19 protein-coding genes are annotated in these 17,091 nt (G+C 75.8%); 12 read left to right on the plus strand and 7 right to left on the minus strand.

Translation table 11 applies throughout. The annotated features are described in order from the left end of the window. Nucleotides 1–5: 5 nt before the first annotated feature. The 3 genes from ACI8AB_RS17785 to ACI8AB_RS17795 form a co-directional block, all read right to left on the minus strand. Complete coding sequence (locus ACI8AB_RS17785) at nt 6–401, minus strand: VOC family protein (protein WP_387985136.1); 396 nt, start codon at nt 399–401, stop codon at nt 6–8. Nucleotides 402–511: 110 nt separating this feature from the next. Further along, nucleotides 512–1,861 carry an NADP-specific glutamate dehydrogenase gene (gene gdhA, locus ACI8AB_RS17790; protein ID WP_387985139.1) on the minus strand — a complete coding sequence of 450 codons (1,350 nt, stop codon included), beginning with the start codon at nt 1,859–1,861 and terminating at the stop codon, nt 512–514. A gap of 116 nt (nt 1,862–1,977) precedes the next feature. Then, nucleotides 1,978–3,087, minus strand: a complete 1,110-nt coding sequence (locus tag ACI8AB_RS17795) for a trans-sulfuration enzyme family protein (protein WP_456951205.1) — start codon at nt 3,085–3,087, stop codon at nt 1,978–1,980. A 65-nt stretch (nt 3,088–3,152) separates the two neighbouring features. On the opposite strand from ACI8AB_RS17795, the gene ACI8AB_RS17800 reads away from it, so the two are divergent. After that, on the plus strand, nt 3,153–3,743 hold the full coding sequence (locus ACI8AB_RS17800; RefSeq protein ID WP_456951206.1) for a helix-turn-helix domain-containing protein: 591 nt from the start codon (nt 3,153–3,155) through the stop codon (nt 3,741–3,743). Beyond that, nucleotides 3,740–4,468 (plus strand): B3/B4 domain-containing protein, encoded by a 729-nt coding sequence (locus ACI8AB_RS17805; RefSeq protein WP_456951207.1) that lies wholly within the window; start codon nt 3,740–3,742, stop codon nt 4,466–4,468. The genes ACI8AB_RS17800 and ACI8AB_RS17805 overlap by 4 nt, the downstream gene beginning before the upstream one ends. Here ACI8AB_RS17805 and ACI8AB_RS17810 read toward each other — a convergent pair. Further along, the gene (locus ACI8AB_RS17810) at nt 4,447–5,640 is read right to left on the minus strand and encodes an NAD(P)/FAD-dependent oxidoreductase (RefSeq protein ID WP_456951208.1); all 1,194 of its coding nucleotides are present in this window, start codon (nt 5,638–5,640) and stop codon (nt 4,447–4,449) included. The two genes, ACI8AB_RS17805 and ACI8AB_RS17810, sit on opposite strands and share 22 nt — an antisense overlap. 54 nt (nt 5,641–5,694) lie before the next feature. On the opposite strand from ACI8AB_RS17810, the gene ACI8AB_RS17815 reads away from it, so the two are divergent. The 3 genes from ACI8AB_RS17815 (at nt 5,695) to ACI8AB_RS17825 (ending at nt 7,341) form a co-directional block, all read left to right on the plus strand. Continuing rightward, nucleotides 5,695–5,907 carry a hypothetical protein gene (locus ACI8AB_RS17815; RefSeq protein WP_456951209.1) on the plus strand — a complete coding sequence of 71 codons (213 nt, stop codon included), beginning with the start codon at nt 5,695–5,697 and terminating at the stop codon, nt 5,905–5,907. Then, the gene (locus tag ACI8AB_RS17820; protein ID WP_456951210.1) at nt 5,904–6,266 is read left to right on the plus strand and encodes a hypothetical protein; all 363 of its coding nucleotides are present in this window, start codon (nt 5,904–5,906) and stop codon (nt 6,264–6,266) included. Before ACI8AB_RS17815 ends, ACI8AB_RS17820 begins: the two co-directional genes overlap by 4 nt. A 61-nt stretch (nt 6,267–6,327) precedes the next feature. Next, the gene (locus ACI8AB_RS17825; RefSeq protein ID WP_456951211.1) at nt 6,328–7,341 is read left to right on the plus strand and encodes an SGNH/GDSL hydrolase family protein; all 1,014 of its coding nucleotides are present in this window, start codon (nt 6,328–6,330) and stop codon (nt 7,339–7,341) included. A 71-nt stretch (nt 7,342–7,412) separates the two neighbouring features. On the opposite strand, the gene ACI8AB_RS17830 is transcribed toward ACI8AB_RS17825, so the two are convergent. The 3 genes from ACI8AB_RS17830 to ACI8AB_RS17840 all read right to left on the minus strand — a co-directional run bounded on the left by ACI8AB_RS17830 (nt 7,413) and on the right by ACI8AB_RS17840 (nt 9,829). Further along, nucleotides 7,413–8,141, minus strand: a complete 729-nt coding sequence (locus ACI8AB_RS17830) for a cache domain-containing protein (RefSeq protein ID WP_456951212.1) — start codon at nt 8,139–8,141, stop codon at nt 7,413–7,415. Then, entirely contained in the window at nt 8,129–8,878 is a 750-nt protein-coding gene (locus ACI8AB_RS17835) for a FadR/GntR family transcriptional regulator (RefSeq protein ID WP_387985168.1), read from the minus strand. Before ACI8AB_RS17835 ends, ACI8AB_RS17830 begins: the two co-directional genes overlap by 13 nt. Before the next feature lie 90 nt (nt 8,879–8,968). Continuing rightward, on the minus strand, nt 8,969–9,829 hold the full coding sequence (locus ACI8AB_RS17840; RefSeq protein ID WP_456951213.1) for an MBL fold metallo-hydrolase: 861 nt from the start codon (nt 9,827–9,829) through the stop codon (nt 8,969–8,971). A 285-nt stretch (nt 9,830–10,114) separates the two neighbouring features. On the opposite strand from ACI8AB_RS17840, the gene ACI8AB_RS17845 reads away from it, so the two are divergent. The 7 genes from ACI8AB_RS17845 (at nt 10,115) to ACI8AB_RS17875 (ending at nt 17,028) form a co-directional block, all read left to right on the plus strand. Continuing rightward, nucleotides 10,115–11,293 carry an NAD(P)/FAD-dependent oxidoreductase gene (locus ACI8AB_RS17845; RefSeq protein ID WP_456951214.1) on the plus strand — a complete coding sequence of 393 codons (1,179 nt, stop codon included), beginning with the start codon at nt 10,115–10,117 and terminating at the stop codon, nt 11,291–11,293. Between the two features lie 38 nt (nt 11,294–11,331). Continuing rightward, nucleotides 11,332–12,867 carry an aldehyde dehydrogenase family protein gene (locus tag ACI8AB_RS17850; RefSeq protein WP_456951215.1) on the plus strand — a complete coding sequence of 512 codons (1,536 nt, stop codon included), beginning with the start codon at nt 11,332–11,334 and terminating at the stop codon, nt 12,865–12,867. A gap of 31 nt (nt 12,868–12,898) precedes the next feature. Then, nucleotides 12,899–14,059, plus strand: coding sequence for an aminotransferase class III-fold pyridoxal phosphate-dependent enzyme (locus ACI8AB_RS17855; RefSeq protein WP_456951216.1), 1,161 nt, complete (start codon nt 12,899–12,901; stop codon nt 14,057–14,059). Further along, a complete protein-coding gene (locus ACI8AB_RS17860) occupies nt 14,056–14,820 on the plus strand; it encodes an amino acid ABC transporter ATP-binding protein (RefSeq protein WP_456951217.1) in 765 nt (254 codons plus the stop codon). The genes ACI8AB_RS17855 and ACI8AB_RS17860 overlap by 4 nt, the downstream gene beginning before the upstream one ends. Beyond that, nucleotides 14,820–15,458, plus strand: a complete 639-nt coding sequence (locus ACI8AB_RS17865) for an amino acid ABC transporter permease (RefSeq protein WP_456951218.1) — start codon at nt 14,820–14,822, stop codon at nt 15,456–15,458. The genes ACI8AB_RS17860 and ACI8AB_RS17865 overlap by 1 nt, the downstream gene beginning before the upstream one ends. After that, the gene (locus ACI8AB_RS17870) at nt 15,455–16,111 is read left to right on the plus strand and encodes an amino acid ABC transporter permease (protein ID WP_456951219.1); all 657 of its coding nucleotides are present in this window, start codon (nt 15,455–15,457) and stop codon (nt 16,109–16,111) included. Before ACI8AB_RS17865 ends, ACI8AB_RS17870 begins: the two co-directional genes overlap by 4 nt. Nucleotides 16,112–16,191: 80 nt before the next feature. Next, nucleotides 16,192–17,028 (plus strand): substrate-binding periplasmic protein, encoded by an 837-nt coding sequence (locus tag ACI8AB_RS17875; RefSeq protein ID WP_387985188.1) that lies wholly within the window; start codon nt 16,192–16,194, stop codon nt 17,026–17,028. Nucleotides 17,029–17,091 lie beyond the last annotated feature (63 nt).

The following is a 17,091-nucleotide window of genomic DNA, read 5'->3' on the forward strand; positions in this document are numbered from 1 at the left end:
CCGCGTCAGGCGCGGCCGTCCTCCTGGTCGATGCACAGGACGTTGCCCTCGCTGTCCTTGAACCAGGCGGCGCGGCCCATGCCGGGGATCGAGGCGATCTCCCCGCTCCACTCGACGCCGGGCATGTCCTCGTACGTCTCGAAGGCGACCCCGCGGGACTTGAGCTCCTTCACCTGGGCCTCGACGTCGTCGACGTGGAACTGGGCGATGGTGTGCCCGGCCTGCCCGGCGTAGTCGGTCCGGTAGACGCCGAAGCGGGTCCCCCCGGCGGTCTCGTACTCCAGGACCTCACCCATGAGCTCGCGCACCGGGGTGAGGCCCAGCTTGTCGGCGTAGAAGGCGCGCGCCCGGTCGATGTCGCTCGCCGGGATGTTCGCCGCGACGCGGCTGTCGTCCAGCATGGCCGGCTCCCGAGGGGTGGGACGGGTCCCCCGTGCTGACGTCCGCGGACGCTAGACCCGGCCGGTACCGGGGGGCAACGGAGACCGGGCCGTCACCCTCCCGCGCCGCCTCAGACCAGGCCGTGCGCGTGGACGGCCTCGGCCACCTGCAGGAAGCCGGCCACGTTCGCGCCGAGGACCAGGTCGCCCGGGGAGCCGTACTCCTCGGCGGTGGCGTGGCACCGCTCGTGGATGCCGCGCATGATCTCCTCCAGCCGGGCCTCGGTGTGCTCGAAGGTCCAGCGGTCGCGCGAGGCGTTCTGCTGCATCTCCAGCGCGGAGGTGGCCACTCCCCCGGCGTTGGCGGCCTTGCCGGGCGCGAACGCGACCCCGGCCTCGCGGAACACCCGGACCGCGTCGGGCGTGGCCGGCATGTTGGCCCCCTCGACGACGTAGCGGCAGCCGCTGCGGGCGAGGACGGCGGCGGCGTCGCCGTCGAGCTCGTTCTGCGTCGCGCTGGGGATCGCGACGTCGCAGGGCACGTCCCAGACGCTGCCGCCGGCCACGAACGACGCCGAGCCGACCCGCTCGGCGTACTCGCCGATCCGGGCCCGCTCGACCTCCTTGACCTGCTTGAGGACCTCGAGGTCGATGCCCTTCTCGTCGACGACGTAGCCGCTGGAGTCCGAGCAGGCGACGACGGTGCCCCCGAGCTGGTGCACCTTCTCGATCGCGTAGACGGCGACGTTGCCCGACCCGCTGACGGTGACGCGCCGGCCGTCGAACGACTCCCCGGCCGTCTCCATCATCGCCTCGGCGAAGAAGGCCGCCCCGTAGCCGGTGGCCTCGGTGCGGACCAGCGCGCCGCCCCAGCCCAGGCCCTTGCCGGTGATGACCCCGGACTCGTAGCGGTTGGTGATCCGCTTGTACTGGCCGAACAGGTAGCCGATCTCCCGGGAGCCCACGCCGATGTCCCCGGCGGGCACGTCGGTGTACTCGCCGAGGTGCCGGTAGAGCTCCGTCATGAACGACTGGCAGAAGCGCATGACCTCGGCGTCCGACCGGCCCTTGGGGTCGAAGTCCGAGCCGCCCTTGCCGCCGCCGATGGGCATGCCGGTGAGCGCGTTCTTGAACACCTGCTCGAAGCCCAGGAACTTGACGATCCCGAGGTTGACCGACGGGTGGAAGCGCAGCCCGCCCTTGTAGGGACCCAGGGCCGAGTTGAACTCGACGCGGAACCCCCGGTTGATCTGCACCTCGCCCGAGTCGTCCTGCCAGGGCACCCGGAAGATGACCTGCCGCTCGGGCTCGCAGATGCGCTCGACGGTCTTCATCTCGGTGTACTCGCCGTGCCGGCTGAGCACCACGGCGAGCGACTCGAGCACCTCGCGGACCGCCTGGTGGAACTCCGGCTCCGCGGGGTTGCGGCGCAGCACCTCCTCGTGGATGCGCTCGACCACCGGCGGGAGGCTGTCGGCCACGGGGATCCCTCCACTCCTCGGCCGGATCCGTTCCGGATCCGCGGTGCGGTCATGGTGCCCGGTCGCGGTCCGGGTCCGCCTCGCCCGTACCCACCTCGCCGGGCGGTACCCGGGACCTACCCGGCGGCCTCCAGCGCGGCGGCGAGGTCGGCCCACAGGTCCTCGACGTGCTCGATCCCGACGCTGAGGCGCACCAGCCCGGCCGGCACGTGCTCCTGCCCGGGCAGCTTCGCCCGCCGCTCGACGGTGGACTCCACCCCGCCGAGGCTGGTGGCGGACGCGACGACCCGCACGTGCGCGCACACGGCGTCCGCGGTGGCGGCGTCGGCGACCTCGAAGGCGAGCACCGGGCCCGGCCCGCGCATCTGCCGGGCGGCGAGGGCGGCGTGCGGGTCGCCGGGCAGGCCGGGGTAGCGCACCCCCTCCACCGCGGGGTGGGCGGCCAGCCGGCGGGCGAGCTCGCCCGCGGACTCCTGCGCCTGGCGCAGCCGGACGGCGAGGGTGCGGGCACCGCGCAGCGCGAGGAATGACTCCAGCGCGCCCGGCGTGGCCCCGGCGACCTCGCGCCGGCGGGCCAGCCGCGCCCGGTCCTCCGGGCGGCGGCACACCACCGCGCCGAGCAGCAGGTCGGAGTGCCCGCCGATCGCCTTGGTCGCGCTGTGGACGGCGAAGTCGGCGCCGAGCCGCAGCGGGTTCTGCAGCAGCGGGGTGGCGAAGGTGTTGTCCACGGCGACGAGCGCCCCGCTCGCGGCGGCGACCGCGGCGACGTCGACGACCTGGAGCAGCGGGTTGCTCGGCGTCTCCACCCAGACGAGGTCCGCGTCGCCGGCCGCGGCGGCGAGCGCGCCGGCGTCGGCCGCGTCGACCGTGCGCACCGCCCAGCGCCCGCCGGCCGCCGCGCCGTCCGCGAGCAGCGCGCGCAGGCCGGTGTAGCTGTCCCGCGGCACCACCACCCGCGCCCCCACCGGCAGCAGCTCGAGGACCGCGGCGATCGCCGCCATCCCGGAGGAGAAGGCCACCGCGGAGCCGCCCTCGAGGTCACCGATCAGCTCCTCGAACGCCTCCCAGCCGGGCGTGCCGTCGTCGCGGGAGTACTCCCGCCCCGCCGTCCCGGCCGGGGCGGCGCGGAAGTTCGACGCCGGCACGATCGGGACGTTGAGCGGCTGCCCCGGCGCCCCGCTCCCCCGGCCCAGGACCGCCAGCTGGGTCTCCGCCCGCAGCTCCACGGACACCGCCTCCTCTGATGCAGTATGTTGCACTATCGAGAGCAGCGTACGAGGAGTGAGCGGGTATGACGCAAGCGCCCGGGGTCAACGAGCTGATCGGGCAGCGCGTCCGGCAGCACCGCACCGCCCGCGGCTGGACCCTCGACGAGCTGGCCGACCGCTCCGGCGTCAGCCGCCGGATGGTGATCACCATCGAGCACGGCGAGGGCAACCCGAGCATCGCCACCCTGCTGCGGATCAGCGACGCCCTCGGCGTCGGCCTGCCCGTGCTGGTCGACGTCGAGCGCCCCCGCGCGCTGACCGTCACCGCGGCCGGGGCGGCACCGGTGCTGTGGCGCGGCGCGCGCGGCGGGCGGGCGCTGCTGGTCGCCGGCACCGAGCCACCCGACGTCGTCGAGCTGTGGGACTGGACCCTGCACCCGGGCGAGGAGCACACCAGCGAGCCGCACAGCGCCGGCACCCGGGAGCTGCTGCTGGTGCTCGAGGGCGGGGTCGACCTCCGCGTCGGGGACCGCACCGAGCGGCTGGGGAGCGGGGACTCCGCGGCCTTCGCCGGCGACGTCCCCCACGGCTACGCCGCCCCCGCCGACGCGGCCGGCCCCGCCCGCTTCACCCTGACCGTGTTCCAGCCCGACGTCACCGGAGGACGCAGATGACCCACCCGCAGGAGTGGCTGGCCGCGGCCGCCGTCGACGACGCCGTGCTCGCCCTGCGCCCGGACTACCGGGCGCTGCTGCTGACCGCCGACGGGCTGCAGGGCGGCCCCAGCGACGACGTGAGCGAGCGCGTCCTCGCCGCCGCCGAGGCCACCGCGCGGGAGCGGCTGGACGGGCGCAGGCCCGAGGAGCTGCCGCACCCGGCCGCCTGGCGCGAGGCGTACCGGGCCTTCGGCGCCAAGCCGCAGCGCACCCGGCCCAGCGTCGAGGCGCTGCTGCGCCGCCTCGACCCCGACGGTCTGCCCCGCGTCGACCGGATCACCGACGTCTACAACGCCGTCTCCGTCGCCCACCTGCTGCCGCTCGGCGGGGAGGACCGCACCGCCTACGCCGGCCCGCCGCGGCTGGTGCGCGCCGACGGCAGCGAGCCGTTCGACACCACCGCGGGCGGGGAGACGGTGGTCGAGCACCCGGAGCCGGGCGAGGTCGTGTGGCGCGACGACGCCGGGGTCACCTGCCGCCGCTGGAACTGGCGGCAGGGCGTGCGCACCCGGATCACGACCGGCACCACCAGCGCGCTGTTCGTCCTGGACGTCCTGGACCCGATGACCGACGACGACGCGCACGCCGCGGCCGACGCGCTCACCGACGCCCTGCTCGCGCTCGGCCCCGGCGCCGTCGTCCACCGGCGGCTGCTCGGCGCTCAGGCGTCGACGGGGGCGTAGAGCCCGGCCGAGGCGCTCGTGCCGCTGACGACCAGGTCCGCCACCACGCGGGAGGCGACCCACGCCTGCACGTGGCCGGTGCCGTTGTAGCCGCCCAGCGCGAGCACCCGCCCGCCGGTGCCGGGCACCGGCCCGCACCGGGGCAGGGGATCCGCGGCGAAGCCCACGACGCCGGCCCACCGGTGCGTCACCGGCGCGCCGACCCGGAGCTCCTCGCGCAGCCACCGGTCCAGCCGCGCCTGCACCGGCCCGGAGACCTCGGCGCGGTCGGTCCAGCTGGCGTCCCCGTCGAGGTCGGAGAAGCCGCCGAGGGCGATCCGGCCGTCCGCGGTCTGGTGCACGTACTCGTGGCCGTAGCGGGCGTACACGGGGAACGGGAGGACCGTCTCCCCGAGCGGTGCCGTGGCGAGCATGTTGAGCCGCCGCGGGCGCACGGCCGCCGCCGTGGGCACCAGCGCCGCGAGGTCGCCGTCGACGGCCACGACCGCCCGGTCGCAGCGCACCGTCCCGGCCGCCGTCCGCACGACGACGCCGTCCCCGTCGGCGGCCGGCGGCGCGACCACCGCCGAGCGCTCGAAGACCCGCACCCCGCGCGCCTCCAGGGCGGCGGCCAGCGCCCGCAGCCAGCGGACCGGGTGCACCGACCCGTCGTGCGGGGAGAGCAGCCCGGCGCGCTCCGGCCGGGCGAGCGGGCCGGGGAGGTCGTCGCCCGCCACGACCTGCCCGGGGAAGCCGTCCTCGGCGAGCGCGGCCGCGTTGGCCCGGACGTCGTCGGCCTCGGCCGCGTCGACGGCGAGCCGGAGCAGCCCGTCGACGCGGAAGTGCGCGCGGGCGCCGACGGCCTCGGCCACCTCGAGCACCTCCCGCTGGGCGGCCAGCGTCGCCGCGTGGACGGCGACCGCCCGCTCGCGCCCCCAGAGCTCACGGGTCTCGTGGTACATCGGCGCGGCACCGGCGATGAAGAAGCCGCCGTTGCGGCCGCTGGCGCCCGACGCCACCTCGTGCCGGTCGAGCACGACCACCGAGAGGCCGGCGTCGAGCAGCCGCCGGGCGGTCGCCAGCCCGCCGACGCCCGCGCCGACCACGCACACGTCCGCCCGCGCCTCCCCCTCCAGCGGGGACCGCGGGCGGTACGGCTCGTCCTGCCACAGCGGCACCGGGGCGCTGGTCACGGGTGTCCTCCTCCGGGGGTGACGGTGCCGCGACTCTGCCGGACCGGGTGCGGGGTGTGCCACGCCCCGGCCTGCGCGCTGGGCGCGGTGGTCCTGCTCCCCGGGCAGGCGCTGCCGGCCGCCTACGCCGGCTCCACCGCACTGCTGCTCCTGCGCCACGGCGCCGGCCGCCGGCGCGCCGCACCACCGGCCGCCGACCCCGGAGCGGGGCCCTGCGTGGCTGAGCCCGGCTACGTCGCCGCCGTCGTCGCCCGTCCGCCGCGGTGACCTGGACGCTGCACGCCGCACCGTTCGCGGTGCTGGCGCCCGTGCGCGACAGCGCCGTCGTCGCCGCCCTGCGCCGGCACGTGCCGCTGGGCGTCCTGGGCATCCTCGCCGCCCACACGCTGCGGGACGTCCCGACCGGCTCGGTGGTCGCCGCGCTGCCGTTCGTCGTCGCCGTCGCGGTCACCCGGTCCGGCGACCACCGGGCGGCCGGGCGACGGGACGACACGCGGCGCGTCGGCGGGGTGTGGCCGTCCTGCCGACCCGGTCGGACGACCCCGAGGCACGGCCGGGACCCGACCGGCGACGGGCACCGCCGCCCCGTCCGGACACCCGTCGGCGACGTCCCGGCGACGCGTTGACCATAAAAACGACAGCGCTATAGGTTCACTGCCCCACCCAGCGCTCGTCCGGAGGTCACCCATGCCCACCGCCCGTCGTTCCGCCCGCGCGGCCGTGCTCGCCGCCGTCCTGGTCCCGACCGTCTGCGCCTCCTCCGCCGCGGCGGCGGCACCGGGGAACAGGCCGGGGGACCAGCCGACCGGCCCTGTCCGGGAGGTGGTGTCGTTCGGGGACAGCTGGTCGGACGCCGGCACCTTCGGCTACGTCTTCGGGACGACGCCGGGTGAGGCCTGGCCGCAGCTGCTCGCCGCCGGGTACGGGGCCGACCAGGAGGTCAACCGCCTCGTGACGCAGGGCGAGGACGGCGCGGTCCTCTCCGAGGAGACCGTCGGCGGCCTGAACTACGCCGAGGGCGGGGCCTTCGTCGCGCCGATCACCGACGACCCGGACGGCACGCCCCGCCCCATGACCGCCCAGCTGGAGGCGTTCCTGGACGAGCACGGCTCCTTCGACAGCCACCAGCTCGTCACCGTCTGGGCGGGCGGCAACGACATCCTCACCCACCTGGCCGGCGACGAGGAGCAGGCCGCACGCTTCGTCGTCGGCGACCTCACCGGCGAGGAGATCGAGCAGGCGACCGACGAGGTCGTGGCGGTGGCCCGGCGCGAGGCGGACCTGGTCGCGGACGTGCTGGCCGCCGGGGCCAAGCGCGTGGCGGTGCTCAACATGATCGACCTCGGGATCACCGCCGAGGGGCCCGGCATCCAGGCGGGGGGCAACGCACTGGCCGGGGCGCTCACCACCACCTTCAACCTGGCGCTGGCCGACGCGCTCCCCGAGGACCGCCGGGTCCGGCTGGTGGACGTGGCCGGCCTGTTCGCCGACGTCGAGGCCTCCCCCGGCGAGTACGGGTTCGAGGTCGTGGACGGCGACGCGTGCACGAACGCCGGGTTCTCCTGCGGGCCGGACGCCTGGGTCACCGCGGACGCGGACCGGACGTACGCCTTCGCCGGCTACGGCCACTTCACGGCCGCCACCCGGGAGCTCATCGCCGGCTTCGTGCACGACGAGGCGGCCGCTGCCTGGCACGTCTGACCGGTCGTCCGGGAGGCCTCCGCCGCGGTCCGGCAGCGGGGGCCTCCCGGGCCCGAGCGCCCGCGGCGGGGTCAGAGACGGACGACGGACCAGCCGAACTCCGCGACAGCGGCACGCGCGGCGACCGGGCCCACCTCCGTGGCGGCCAGCCGCGTACCGGTCTCCAGCTGCGGGTGGATCGCGGTGATGACCCGGTCCTCCTCGTCGAGCAGGGCGGTGGCGCCCGCCGCCACGAGCAGTCGCTCGACGGCGTCGAGGAAGGCGCGGACGTCGAGGTCGGCGGCCACCACGCCCAGCGTCTCGCCGCCCACGGTGAGCGGCACGGCCGCGGTCATCGTGACGTCGTCGGTGCCCCAGCTGTCGACGTACGGGGAGAGCAGCGTGGGCGCCCCGCTGGCGTAGGGCACGCGGAACCAGCGGGCCCGGGGGACGTCGTAGAAGGAGTCGGACCTGGGGTTGAGGACGTGTTGCTTGACGCGGACCTCGCCGTCCCGGATGACCCACCAGGCCATCGAGGGCACCCCGGCCCCCGACTCGGTCGGCGGGCGGACCGCCAGGCCGGCCCCGGTGACCAGCGCCCGGTTCCGGAGCATCGCGCCCACGTCGGGCTCGAGGGCGTCCCAGGCCCGCGGTTCGCCGAAGACCGGGTGCCGGGCGAGGTCGAGCCGCCGGGCGGCCGCCTCCCCGAGCCCGGTCAGGTCGCGGAAGACCGGGGCGGTCAGCTCGACGACACCGGCAACGGCGTCCCGCAGCGCACCGCCGGCGGACGCCGGCGCCGTGCCGGCCATCAGACGGCCCACCCGCGGGTCCGCAGCTCCGCGACCCGCCCGGCCACGTGGTCGACCGCCCGGACGACGCACCCGCGGGCCACGTCGGGCTCCGCGTCGCGGACCGCGCGGACGGTGGCCTCGAACAACTGCGACACGGTCGACCTCACACCTGTGTCCACGTACGCGAGGGTCAGCAACGGCGCGTACTCCACCTGCAGACCGATCATGCTCGTGCTCAGCCGCACCGACTGCGCCGCCGCCGCCAGCTCGATGAGGAAGCGGCTGTCGGCCCGGCGTGCCTCCACCTCGTCGCCGGCGGTGGACAGCCGATCGCTGCCCCGCTCGAGCAGGGCGACGTTCTCGGCGGAGGCCCGGCGGGCGGCGAGCGCCGCGGACTCCGCCGCGACGGCGCGCCGCCAGTCGGCCAGGTCGCGCAGGTCCAGACCGGACAGCGGTCGGGCCTGCTCCGCCGCCGCACGGAGCTGGTCCGGCCGCCCGGCGGTGACGACGGTGCCGCCCCCGCGACCGCGCTTGGTGGTGACCAGCCCCTGGTCCCGCAGCTGGGTGAGGGCCTCCCGGAGGGTCACCGGGGAGATGTTGAACTGTGCCGCGAGGTCGGCCTCGGCCGGCAGCTGCTCGCCCTCGGCGAGCACCCCGAGGGTGATGGCGGTGCGCAGCCGGACCGCCACGACGTCCGCCCGGCCCTGGTCGGCCAGCGGCGCGAACAGCACCCGCCGCGTCAGCGTCGACAGCAGATCGGTGCGCACGTCACCTCCGGTCCCGTGGCGTCGCGGACGCCGATCCCGGCGGCCACCCTAGTCGGCCCGGCCGGGCCGGACCGGTCGTCGGACGCGGGACTAGACGGCCCGGAAGACACCGTCGTCCTCACGCACCCGTCCCGCCCGCCGCAGGCGTTCGAGGTGCAGCTCGGCCGTCCGGCGCTCGACGGCGGCCACGAAGGGCAGCTGGACGTGGGGGCGGTACACCAGCCGCCGGGCGACGACGTCGGCCACCGTCAGCGGCTCGGCCAGCATCGCGAGGAGCGCCTCGTCGCGGCGGCCGATCACCGCGGCGAACTCGTCGAGCCGGGCGAGGAACTCCGTCCGGCCCTCGACGACCCCGCGCTGGTGCGCGGTGCCGTACCAGCGGGCCTCGACGTCCCGGAGCCGCGCCAGGGAGGCCTCGAAGGCGTCCAGGTCGCTGCCGAGGTCGCCGTAGTACGGGCCGAAGGACGTCAGGTCGATGTCGCCGGTGAAGAGGAAGCCGTCCGGCTCGACGAGGAAGCCGCAGTGGCCCGCGGTGTGCCCGGGGAGGTGGACGACGGTCAGCGACCGGCCGCCGAGGTCGATCACCTCACCGTCCGCGACGGGCCGGACGTCCGCGTGGCCGACGAGGGAGAAGGTGTCGCGCAGGGTCGCGCGGAACTCCGCCGCCTCCGGGCCGGCCATCCCGAAGCCCGAGAGGAGGACCTCCGGGTCCCGGACCGCCGGGGCGTCGGCCGGGTGCACCAGGGCGGGCACCTCGGGGAAGACGTGCAGCCCGGAGACGTGGTCCTCGTGGCCGTGGCTCACCGCCACCAGGTCGACCGCCCCCGTGGCCCGCCCGCGGCGCGAGACCTCGAGGGACGGGTCGACGAGGACGGTGGCCTCGGACCCGGAGACCAGCAGCGAGTTGCCGCAGGGATAGCGGCCGCCCTCCGGGGAGGCGAGGACGGTCACGCCCCCGTACCGGACGTCGTGTTCAGCACCTGGACCCATGCGTGCAGTGCACCCCCTCGCGGCGTCGGGCACCGGTCGGACCCCCGCAGAACACGATCCGGTAACCGCCCGGCCGACGACCGTTGACTCAAACCGACAGGGCTATATGTTTACCCGCACGCCGAGGTGGACCTCCGGCCGACGACCCGGTCCGACGTCCACCCGCAGCGACAGCAGGCCGGACACCCACGCGGCCGCTGGACGAGTTTCCCCCGCTGAGGCCCTGCTGACTCCGAGGAGTTCGACGTGAGTGATGTCCGTGTCGCCGTGATCGGCGCCGGGGTCTGCGGGCTGTCCACCGCCACGGAGCTGCAGGACCTCGGCGTCGGGGACGTCGTCGTCCTCGACGCCGGCCACCCCGGCGACGGGTCGTCCGGGCTGTCCGTCGGCATGGTCGAGACCCAGTACGTCGAGGCCGCCGACATCGCGGTCCGGGCGCACGGCCGTCGCCACTACGACCGCCTGGAACGCGACCACGGGCTGACCTTCGTCCGCGGCGGCTACCTGCGCACCGCCCGCAGCGCGGCGGACCTCGACGCCTACGGGCGCAGCATCGAGCGGCAGCGCGCCGCCGGCGTGCCCGACGCCGAGGTCCTGACCCCGGCCGAGATCGCCCGGCGGTGGCCGCACCTGGTGGTCGACGACCTCCTCGGCGGGCTCTTCGGCCCCTCGGACGGGCACATCGACGGCTACGAGTACTGCACGCTGGCCGCCCGGCTCGTCCGGGAGCGGGGCGGGCGGGTCCTGACGAACGAGCGGCTGCTCGGCGCCGAGGCATCGTCGGGCGGGTGGACGCTGCGGACCCCCCGCCGGACGGTCGAGGCCGACGTCGTGGTCAACGCCGCGGGCCCGTGGGCCGGCGCGGTCGGCGACCTGCTCGGGGCGCCGGTGCCGCTGGTCCCGCAGCTGCACGGCGCGGTGACCATCGAGCTGGCCGAGCCGCTCACCCCGCTGCTGCCCTTCGTCATGGACTACGTGCCCGGGTCCGGACGGGCCGGCGTCTACTTCCGCTCCGAGCGCGCCGACCAGCTCATCGCGGGGCTGCACGTGGAGGAGGCGGTCGCCGACGCCGTCTCGCCCGACGTGCCCCTCGGCCGGGTCGACGACGCCTTCCTGGAGGAGCTCGTCGAGCGGCTGACCGAGCGACTCGCCGACACCGACGGCGCGGCGATCGGGCGCAGCTGGACCGGTCTCTACCCGATGACGCCCGACCACCGGCCGATCGTCGGGCGCCACCCCTCCCGCGCCGACGTCGTCTGCGCCGTCGGCGGCGGCGGCAACGGCATCCAGCTCGCCCCCGCCATCGGCCGGGTCGCCGCCGAGGCGCTCGTCGGCGTCCCCGAGCCGACCTTCGCCGCCACCGACCCGGGCTGGGACCCGGCCCGCCTGGCGCCGGCGGCGCCGGCCGCCACCCAGGCCCCCTGACCGCCCCGCCCGATCCCCCGCACGCAAGGAGAGTCCCGGTGACCACCAAGCTCGACTACGGATCGACCGACCTCGGCGACGCCGACCTCGACGCCCGCTTCGAGGCCGCCCTCGCCGAGGCCCGCAAGGGCAGCGAGGTGCTCGCCCACGTCATCGCCGGGCGGCCCGACGAGCGCGGCGCGACGTTCACCCGCGAGGACCCCTGCGCGCCCGGGACCGTGGTCGCCACCGCGCACACCGCCGACGGCGCCGTGGTCGCCGACGCCGTGGCCGCCGCCCGCGCCGCGACCCGGGACTGGCGGACGACGCCCGCCGCGGACCGCATCGCGGCCCTGCGGCAGGCGAAGACCGGCTTCGCCGACCGCGCCGCCGAGATCGCCGGCGTCGTCTCGGCCGAGACCGGCAAGACCCGGCTCGAGGCGCTGGCCGAGGCCCAGGAGGCCGCCGACCTCGTCGAGCACTACTGCGCCGAGATGGAGCGCAACGACGGCTTCGTCACCCCCCTGCGGTCGGCACCGGGCGAGCGCAACACCGACGTCCTGCGCCCCTTCGGCGTCTTCGCCGTCATCGCGCCCTTCAACTTCCCCGTCGCCCTGGCCGTCAACATGGCCGCGGCCGCGCTGGTCACCGGCAACACCGTCGTCGCCAAGCCGTCGGACAAGACGCCGCGCTCCACGGCGCTGGCCTGGGAGATCCTGGGCGCGGCGCTGCCCGCCGGCGTGCTGAACGTCGTGCACGGCGGCGCGGACACCGGCCGCGAGCTGGCCGGCGCCGCCGTCGACGGGATCGCCTTCACCGGCTCGGCCGCCGTCGGCTGGCAGCTGGTCCGCGAGCTGGGTCAGGGCGCGTACGCCCGGCCGGTGCTCGCCGAGATGGGCGGCAGCAACCCCGCGATCGTCACCGCCACCGCCGACCTCGACGACGCCGCGCACGGCATCGCCCGCTCGGCGTTCGGCCTGTCGGGCCAGAAGTGCAGCGCCTGCCGCCGCGTGGTCGTCGACCGCCGCGTCGCCGACGAGCTCGTCGCCAAGCTCGCCGCGGCGGCCGAGGCGATCGTCGTCGGCGACCCGGCCGACCCGCGCACCGGCATGGGCCCGGTCGCCGACGACGCCGTCAGCCGCCGCATCGACGACGCCCTCGCCGCGGCGGCGCGCGACGGCCGGGTGGTCACCGGCGGCCGCGCCGAGGAGCGCAGCGGCAACTTCTACCGCCCGGTCGTCGTCGCCGACCTGCCGCTGGGCCACCCGCTGACCCGCGAGGAGCTGTTCGCGCCGTTCGTCACCGTCACCGCGGTGGACGGGTTCGACGAGGCGATCGCGGAGGCCAACGCCGTCGACTACGGCCTGTCGGCCGGCGTCTTCACCGGCGACCAGGACGAGGTCGACCGCTTCCTCGACGAGATCGAGGCCGGCGTCGTCTACGTCAACCGGCGTGCGGGCGCGACCACCGGCGCCTGGCCCGGCATCCAGTCCTTCTGCGGCTGGAAGGCCAGCGGCTCGTCCGGCAAGGGCGGCCTGGGCCCCTGGTACCTGCCCGGCTTCATGCGCGAGCAGTCGCGCACCGTCGCCGGCTGACCGACCCGACCCCACCGACCGAGGAGGCACCGTGACGGTCGCCGAGCTCCGGGACCGCGCCCGCCGCGTCATGCCGGGCGGCAACACCCGCAGCACGCTCTTCGTGCCGCCGCACCCGCCGTACGCGGTGTCCGGCAGCGGCTGCGTCGTCACCGACGCCACCGGGCACCAGGTCGTCGACTGCAACAACAACTACACGGCGCTGATCCACGGCCACGCCCACCCCGAGCTGGTCGCGGTGGCCACCGCGGCAGTGGCCGCCGGGTCCGCCTTCGGGTTGCCGACGGAGTCCGAGGTGGTCTGCGCCGAGCTGCTGCGGGAGCGGGTGGGCCTGCCGAGCTGGCGGTTCTGCAACTCCGGCACCGAGGCCGTGATGATGGCGCTGCGCGGCGCCCGCGCGGCCACCGGCCGCGACCTGGTGGTCCGCTTCGCCGGCAGCTACCACGGCACCTACGACGCCGTCGTCGACCCCACCGCCCCGGGCGTCCCCGGCAGCGTGGCCGAGGCCGTGGTGACCCTCCCGCAGGGCGACGCGGGGGCCTTCGCCGACCTGATGCGGGCCCGGGGCGGCGAGGTGGCCGCCGTCCTCGTCGACCTCATGCCCAACCGGGCCGGGCTGCGACCGGCGGACCCGTCGTTCGTCGAGCTGGTGGCCGCGCTGACCCGCGGGGCCGGCGCGCTGCTGGTCGTCGACGAGGTCATCACCCTGCGGCTGGAGGTCGGTGGCCTGCACAGCCGCTACGGCGTCGAACCCGACCTCGTCACCGTCGGCAAGGTCGTCGGCGGCGGGTTCCCGGTGGGCGGCGTCGGCGGGCGCCGCGAGGTCCTCGACGCCTTCAGCCCGCTCGCCGACGGCGCGGTCAGCTGGGGCGGCACCTTCAGCGCCAACCCGGTGACCATGCGCACCGGCACGGCGGCCCTGCGGCTCTTCGGCGCCGACGAGGTGGCCGCCCTCAACGCCCGCGGCGACCGGCTGCGGGAGGAGCTCGCCGCCCGCGGTGTCGCGGTCAGCGGCTCGGGCTCGCTGGTCCGGCTCCTGCTGCCCGACCCGGGCGCCACCTGGTGGCGCCTCTACGAGCGGGGGGTGCTGGCCGGCACCAACGGCCTGCTCGCCCTCTCGACCCCGATGACCGACGACGACGTGGACACCGTCCGCGACGCCGTCCTCGCCGCTGTGGAGGTGGCCGCGTGAGCGCCGTGGCGCAGAAACCCGTCGTCGTCCTCGACCGGATCCACAAGCAGTTCGGTGACCTCGTGGTCGTCAAGGACGTCTCGCTGTCGGTCGCCCGCGGCGAGGTCGTGGCGATCATCGGCCCCAGCGGGTCGGGCAAGAGCACGCTGCTGCGCTGCATCAACCTGCTCGAGCGGGCCGACTCCGGCCGCGTCGAGGTGGTCGGCCGGGCGGTCGAGCCCGGCGCCGGCGTCTCCCACCGCGACCTCGCCGCCCTGCGCCGCAACGTCGGCATGGTCTTCCAGTCGTTCAACCTGTTCCCGCACATGACCGTGCTGCGCAACGTCTCCCTCCCGCAGGAGCGGGTGCTCGGCCGCAGCCGCGCCGAGGCCGACGAGCGCTCCCGGCAGCTGCTCGAGCGGGTGGGCCTCGGCGCCAAGGCCGACACCTACCCCTCCCGCTGCTCCGGCGGTCAGCAGCAGCGGGTCGCGATCGCCCGCGCCCTGGCCCTCGACCCGGAGGTCATGCTCTTCGACGAGCCGACGTCCGCGCTGGACCCGGAGCTGGGCCTGGAGGTCCTCGCCGTCATGCGCGAGCTGGCCGCCGACGGCATGACCATGGTCGTCGTCACCCACGAGATCCACTTCGCGGCCGACGTCGCCGACCGCGTCGTGGTCATGGCCGACGGCGCGATCCTCGAGGAGGGCAACCCCGAGCAGGTGCTGCGCACGCCGGCCACCGACCGTGCCCGGCGCTTCCTCAGCGCGGTGGTCGACCGCTGATGGACGTCCTCGAGGCTGTGCTGCTCGGGGTGCCGGTCACCCTGCTGGTCACGGTCCTGGCGTTCGCGCTGGGCGCCGTCCTGGCGGTGCCCCTGGCGGCGGCCCGGCGGTCGCGGGTGGCGCCGGTCCGCTGGCTGGGCCGCGTCGTCATCGACGTCGTCCGCGGGATCCCGCCGGTGGTCTGGCTGTTCCTCATCTTCTTCGGCCTGGGCAGGGACCTGATCCGGCTCGAGCCGATCGAGGCCGGGGTGATCGGGCTCGGGGTCATCTCCGCCGGCTACCTGGCCGAGATCTACCGCGGTGGGCTGTCCGCCGTGCACCGCGGGCAGTGGGAGGCCGCCTCGGCGCTGGGGATGGGCGGCAGCGACACGCTGGTACGCATCGTGGCGCCGCAGGCGTTCCGGGTCTCGCTGCCCGCCGCGACCACCTACGCGATCAGCCTGCTCAAGGACTCCACGATCGTCTCGGCGATCGGCGTCACCGAGATCCTGTTCCGGGCCACGCAGAGCGCCCGGTCGATGGGGGCGGGACTCACCCCGTTCTTCGTCGCCGCGGCGGTCTACATCCTGCTCAGCGCGCCGCTGGCCTGGCTGTCCCGCGGCCTCGACGCACGACTCCGGGCGCGGGTGGCGCGATGACCGGCCTGCTGACCTCGTGGGGCGACTGGCTGCCCCGGCTGCTGGAGGGCCTGCTCACCAGCCTGCAGCTCACCGTGGTGAGCCTGCTGATCGGGGTGCCGCTCGGCCTGGCGCTCGCCCTGCTCAGCTCGGCGCGCAACCGGGCGGTGCGGTGGGCGGCCATCGGCCTGGTGGAGATCGGCCGCGGCACGCCGGCGCTGGTCATGCTGCAGTTCGTCTACTACGGGCTGCCCTCGGCCGGGCTGTCCCTGACCGCCTTCGTCTCCGCCATCGCGGCGCTGTCGCTCACCACGGCCGGCTACACCAGCGAGATCCTCCGCGGCGGCCTGCAGGCCGTGCCGGCCGGGGAGACCGAGGCGGCCGGTGCCCTGGGCATGTCGCGCCGGGACACGCTCCGCTACGTCATCGTCCCGCAGGGGGTCCGGATCGCCCTGCCGTCGCTCATGGGCTTCGCGATCCTGATCTTCCAGGCCACGTCGCTGACCTTCACGATCTCGGTCGTCGAGCTGCTCAGCCAGGCCTACTCCATCGGCGCGGCGACCTTCCGCTACCTCGACGTCCTCGTGCTGGCCGGGCTGCTCTACCTGGCCGTGACGATCCCCGCCGGCTGGCTGACCAACGGCACCGAACGGCGGCTGTCCCGCCACCTCTGACGGCACCACCCGCTCCACCCACCGCACCGCAGCGCGACGGCGATCCCGCCGTCGGGCCCGTTCGTCCTGAGGAGATCACCGTGAAGACGCACCGCCTGAGCGCCGCCGTCCTCGCCCTCGGTTCCGCCGTGGCCCTCGTGGGCTGCGGATCGGACCCGGCCGGCGAGGTGGCGGCCGACTGCGAGCCCGCCCACCAGTTCGAGACGGTCGAGGAGGGCGTGCTCACCGTCGCCCTGACCAACACCCCGCCCTACTCCTTCGAGGAGGGCGGCCAGGCCGAGGGCATCGACAGCGACATCCTCAAGGAGATCGCCGCCGACGAGTGCCTGACGATCGAGTACGAGGCCTACACCTACGCCACCGCGGTCCCGGCCGTGGAGACCGGCCGGGTCGACGTCGCGGTCGGCGGCTTCTACCGGACCGCCGCGCGCGGCGACGTGGTCACCCTGAGCGCCCCCGTGTACCTCGACGAGCTCACCGTGATGTCGGCCGACGGCGTCTCGACCGTCGACGACCTGATCGGCAAGCAGGTGGGCACCGTGGAGGGCTACCTCTGGGTCGACGCGCTGCGCGAGCTGCTCGGCGACAGCCTGCGGACCTACCCCGACTCGCTCAGCCTCGCCCAGGACCTGACCGCCGGGCGCCTGGACATCGGCCTGGACGGCTACGGCGCCGCGGCGCAGTCCACCGAGGGCACCGACTTCCGGATCGAGGTCCTCGAGACCGACCCGCGGGTCCCCGCGACCGAGGAGCCCTCGCAGACGAGCCTGCTGCTCGACCCGAGCAACGACGCCCTGGCCACGGCGATCGACGAGCACGTCACGCAGATGCGCGCGGACGGCTCGCTGGTCGAGATCCTCGAGGCCAACGGGCTGCCGGCGTCGGCCGCCGAGGTGGGCGACCCCCGGCTGATCTGACGGTCCGCCTGCGGGTCCGGGGCCCGTGGTCACGCTCGTGCCGTGGCCACGGGCCTCTCGCAT

Source organism: Geodermatophilus sp. SYSU D00698, from assembly GCF_054050335.1.

What these genes read in the sequence shown, in the direction of transcription:
- ACI8AB_RS17785 (WP_387985136.1), bottom strand. Translation starts at nt 401, where the DNA reads ATGCTGGACGACAGCCGCGTCGCGGCGAACATCCCGGCGAGCGACATC.
- ACI8AB_RS17800 (WP_456951206.1), top strand. Translation starts at nt 3,153, where the DNA reads ATGACGCAAGCGCCCGGGGTCAACGAGCTGATCGGGCAGCGCGTCCGG.
- ACI8AB_RS17805 (WP_456951207.1), top strand. Translation starts at nt 3,740, where the DNA reads ATGACCCACCCGCAGGAGTGGCTGGCCGCGGCCGCCGTCGACGACGCC.
- ACI8AB_RS17825 (WP_456951211.1), top strand. Translation starts at nt 6,328, where the DNA reads ATGCCCACCGCCCGTCGTTCCGCCCGCGCGGCCGTGCTCGCCGCCGTC.
- ACI8AB_RS17865 (WP_456951218.1), top strand. Translation starts at nt 14,820, where the DNA reads ATGGACGTCCTCGAGGCTGTGCTGCTCGGGGTGCCGGTCACCCTGCTG.
- ACI8AB_RS17870 (WP_456951219.1), top strand. Translation starts at nt 15,455, where the DNA reads ATGACCGGCCTGCTGACCTCGTGGGGCGACTGGCTGCCCCGGCTGCTG.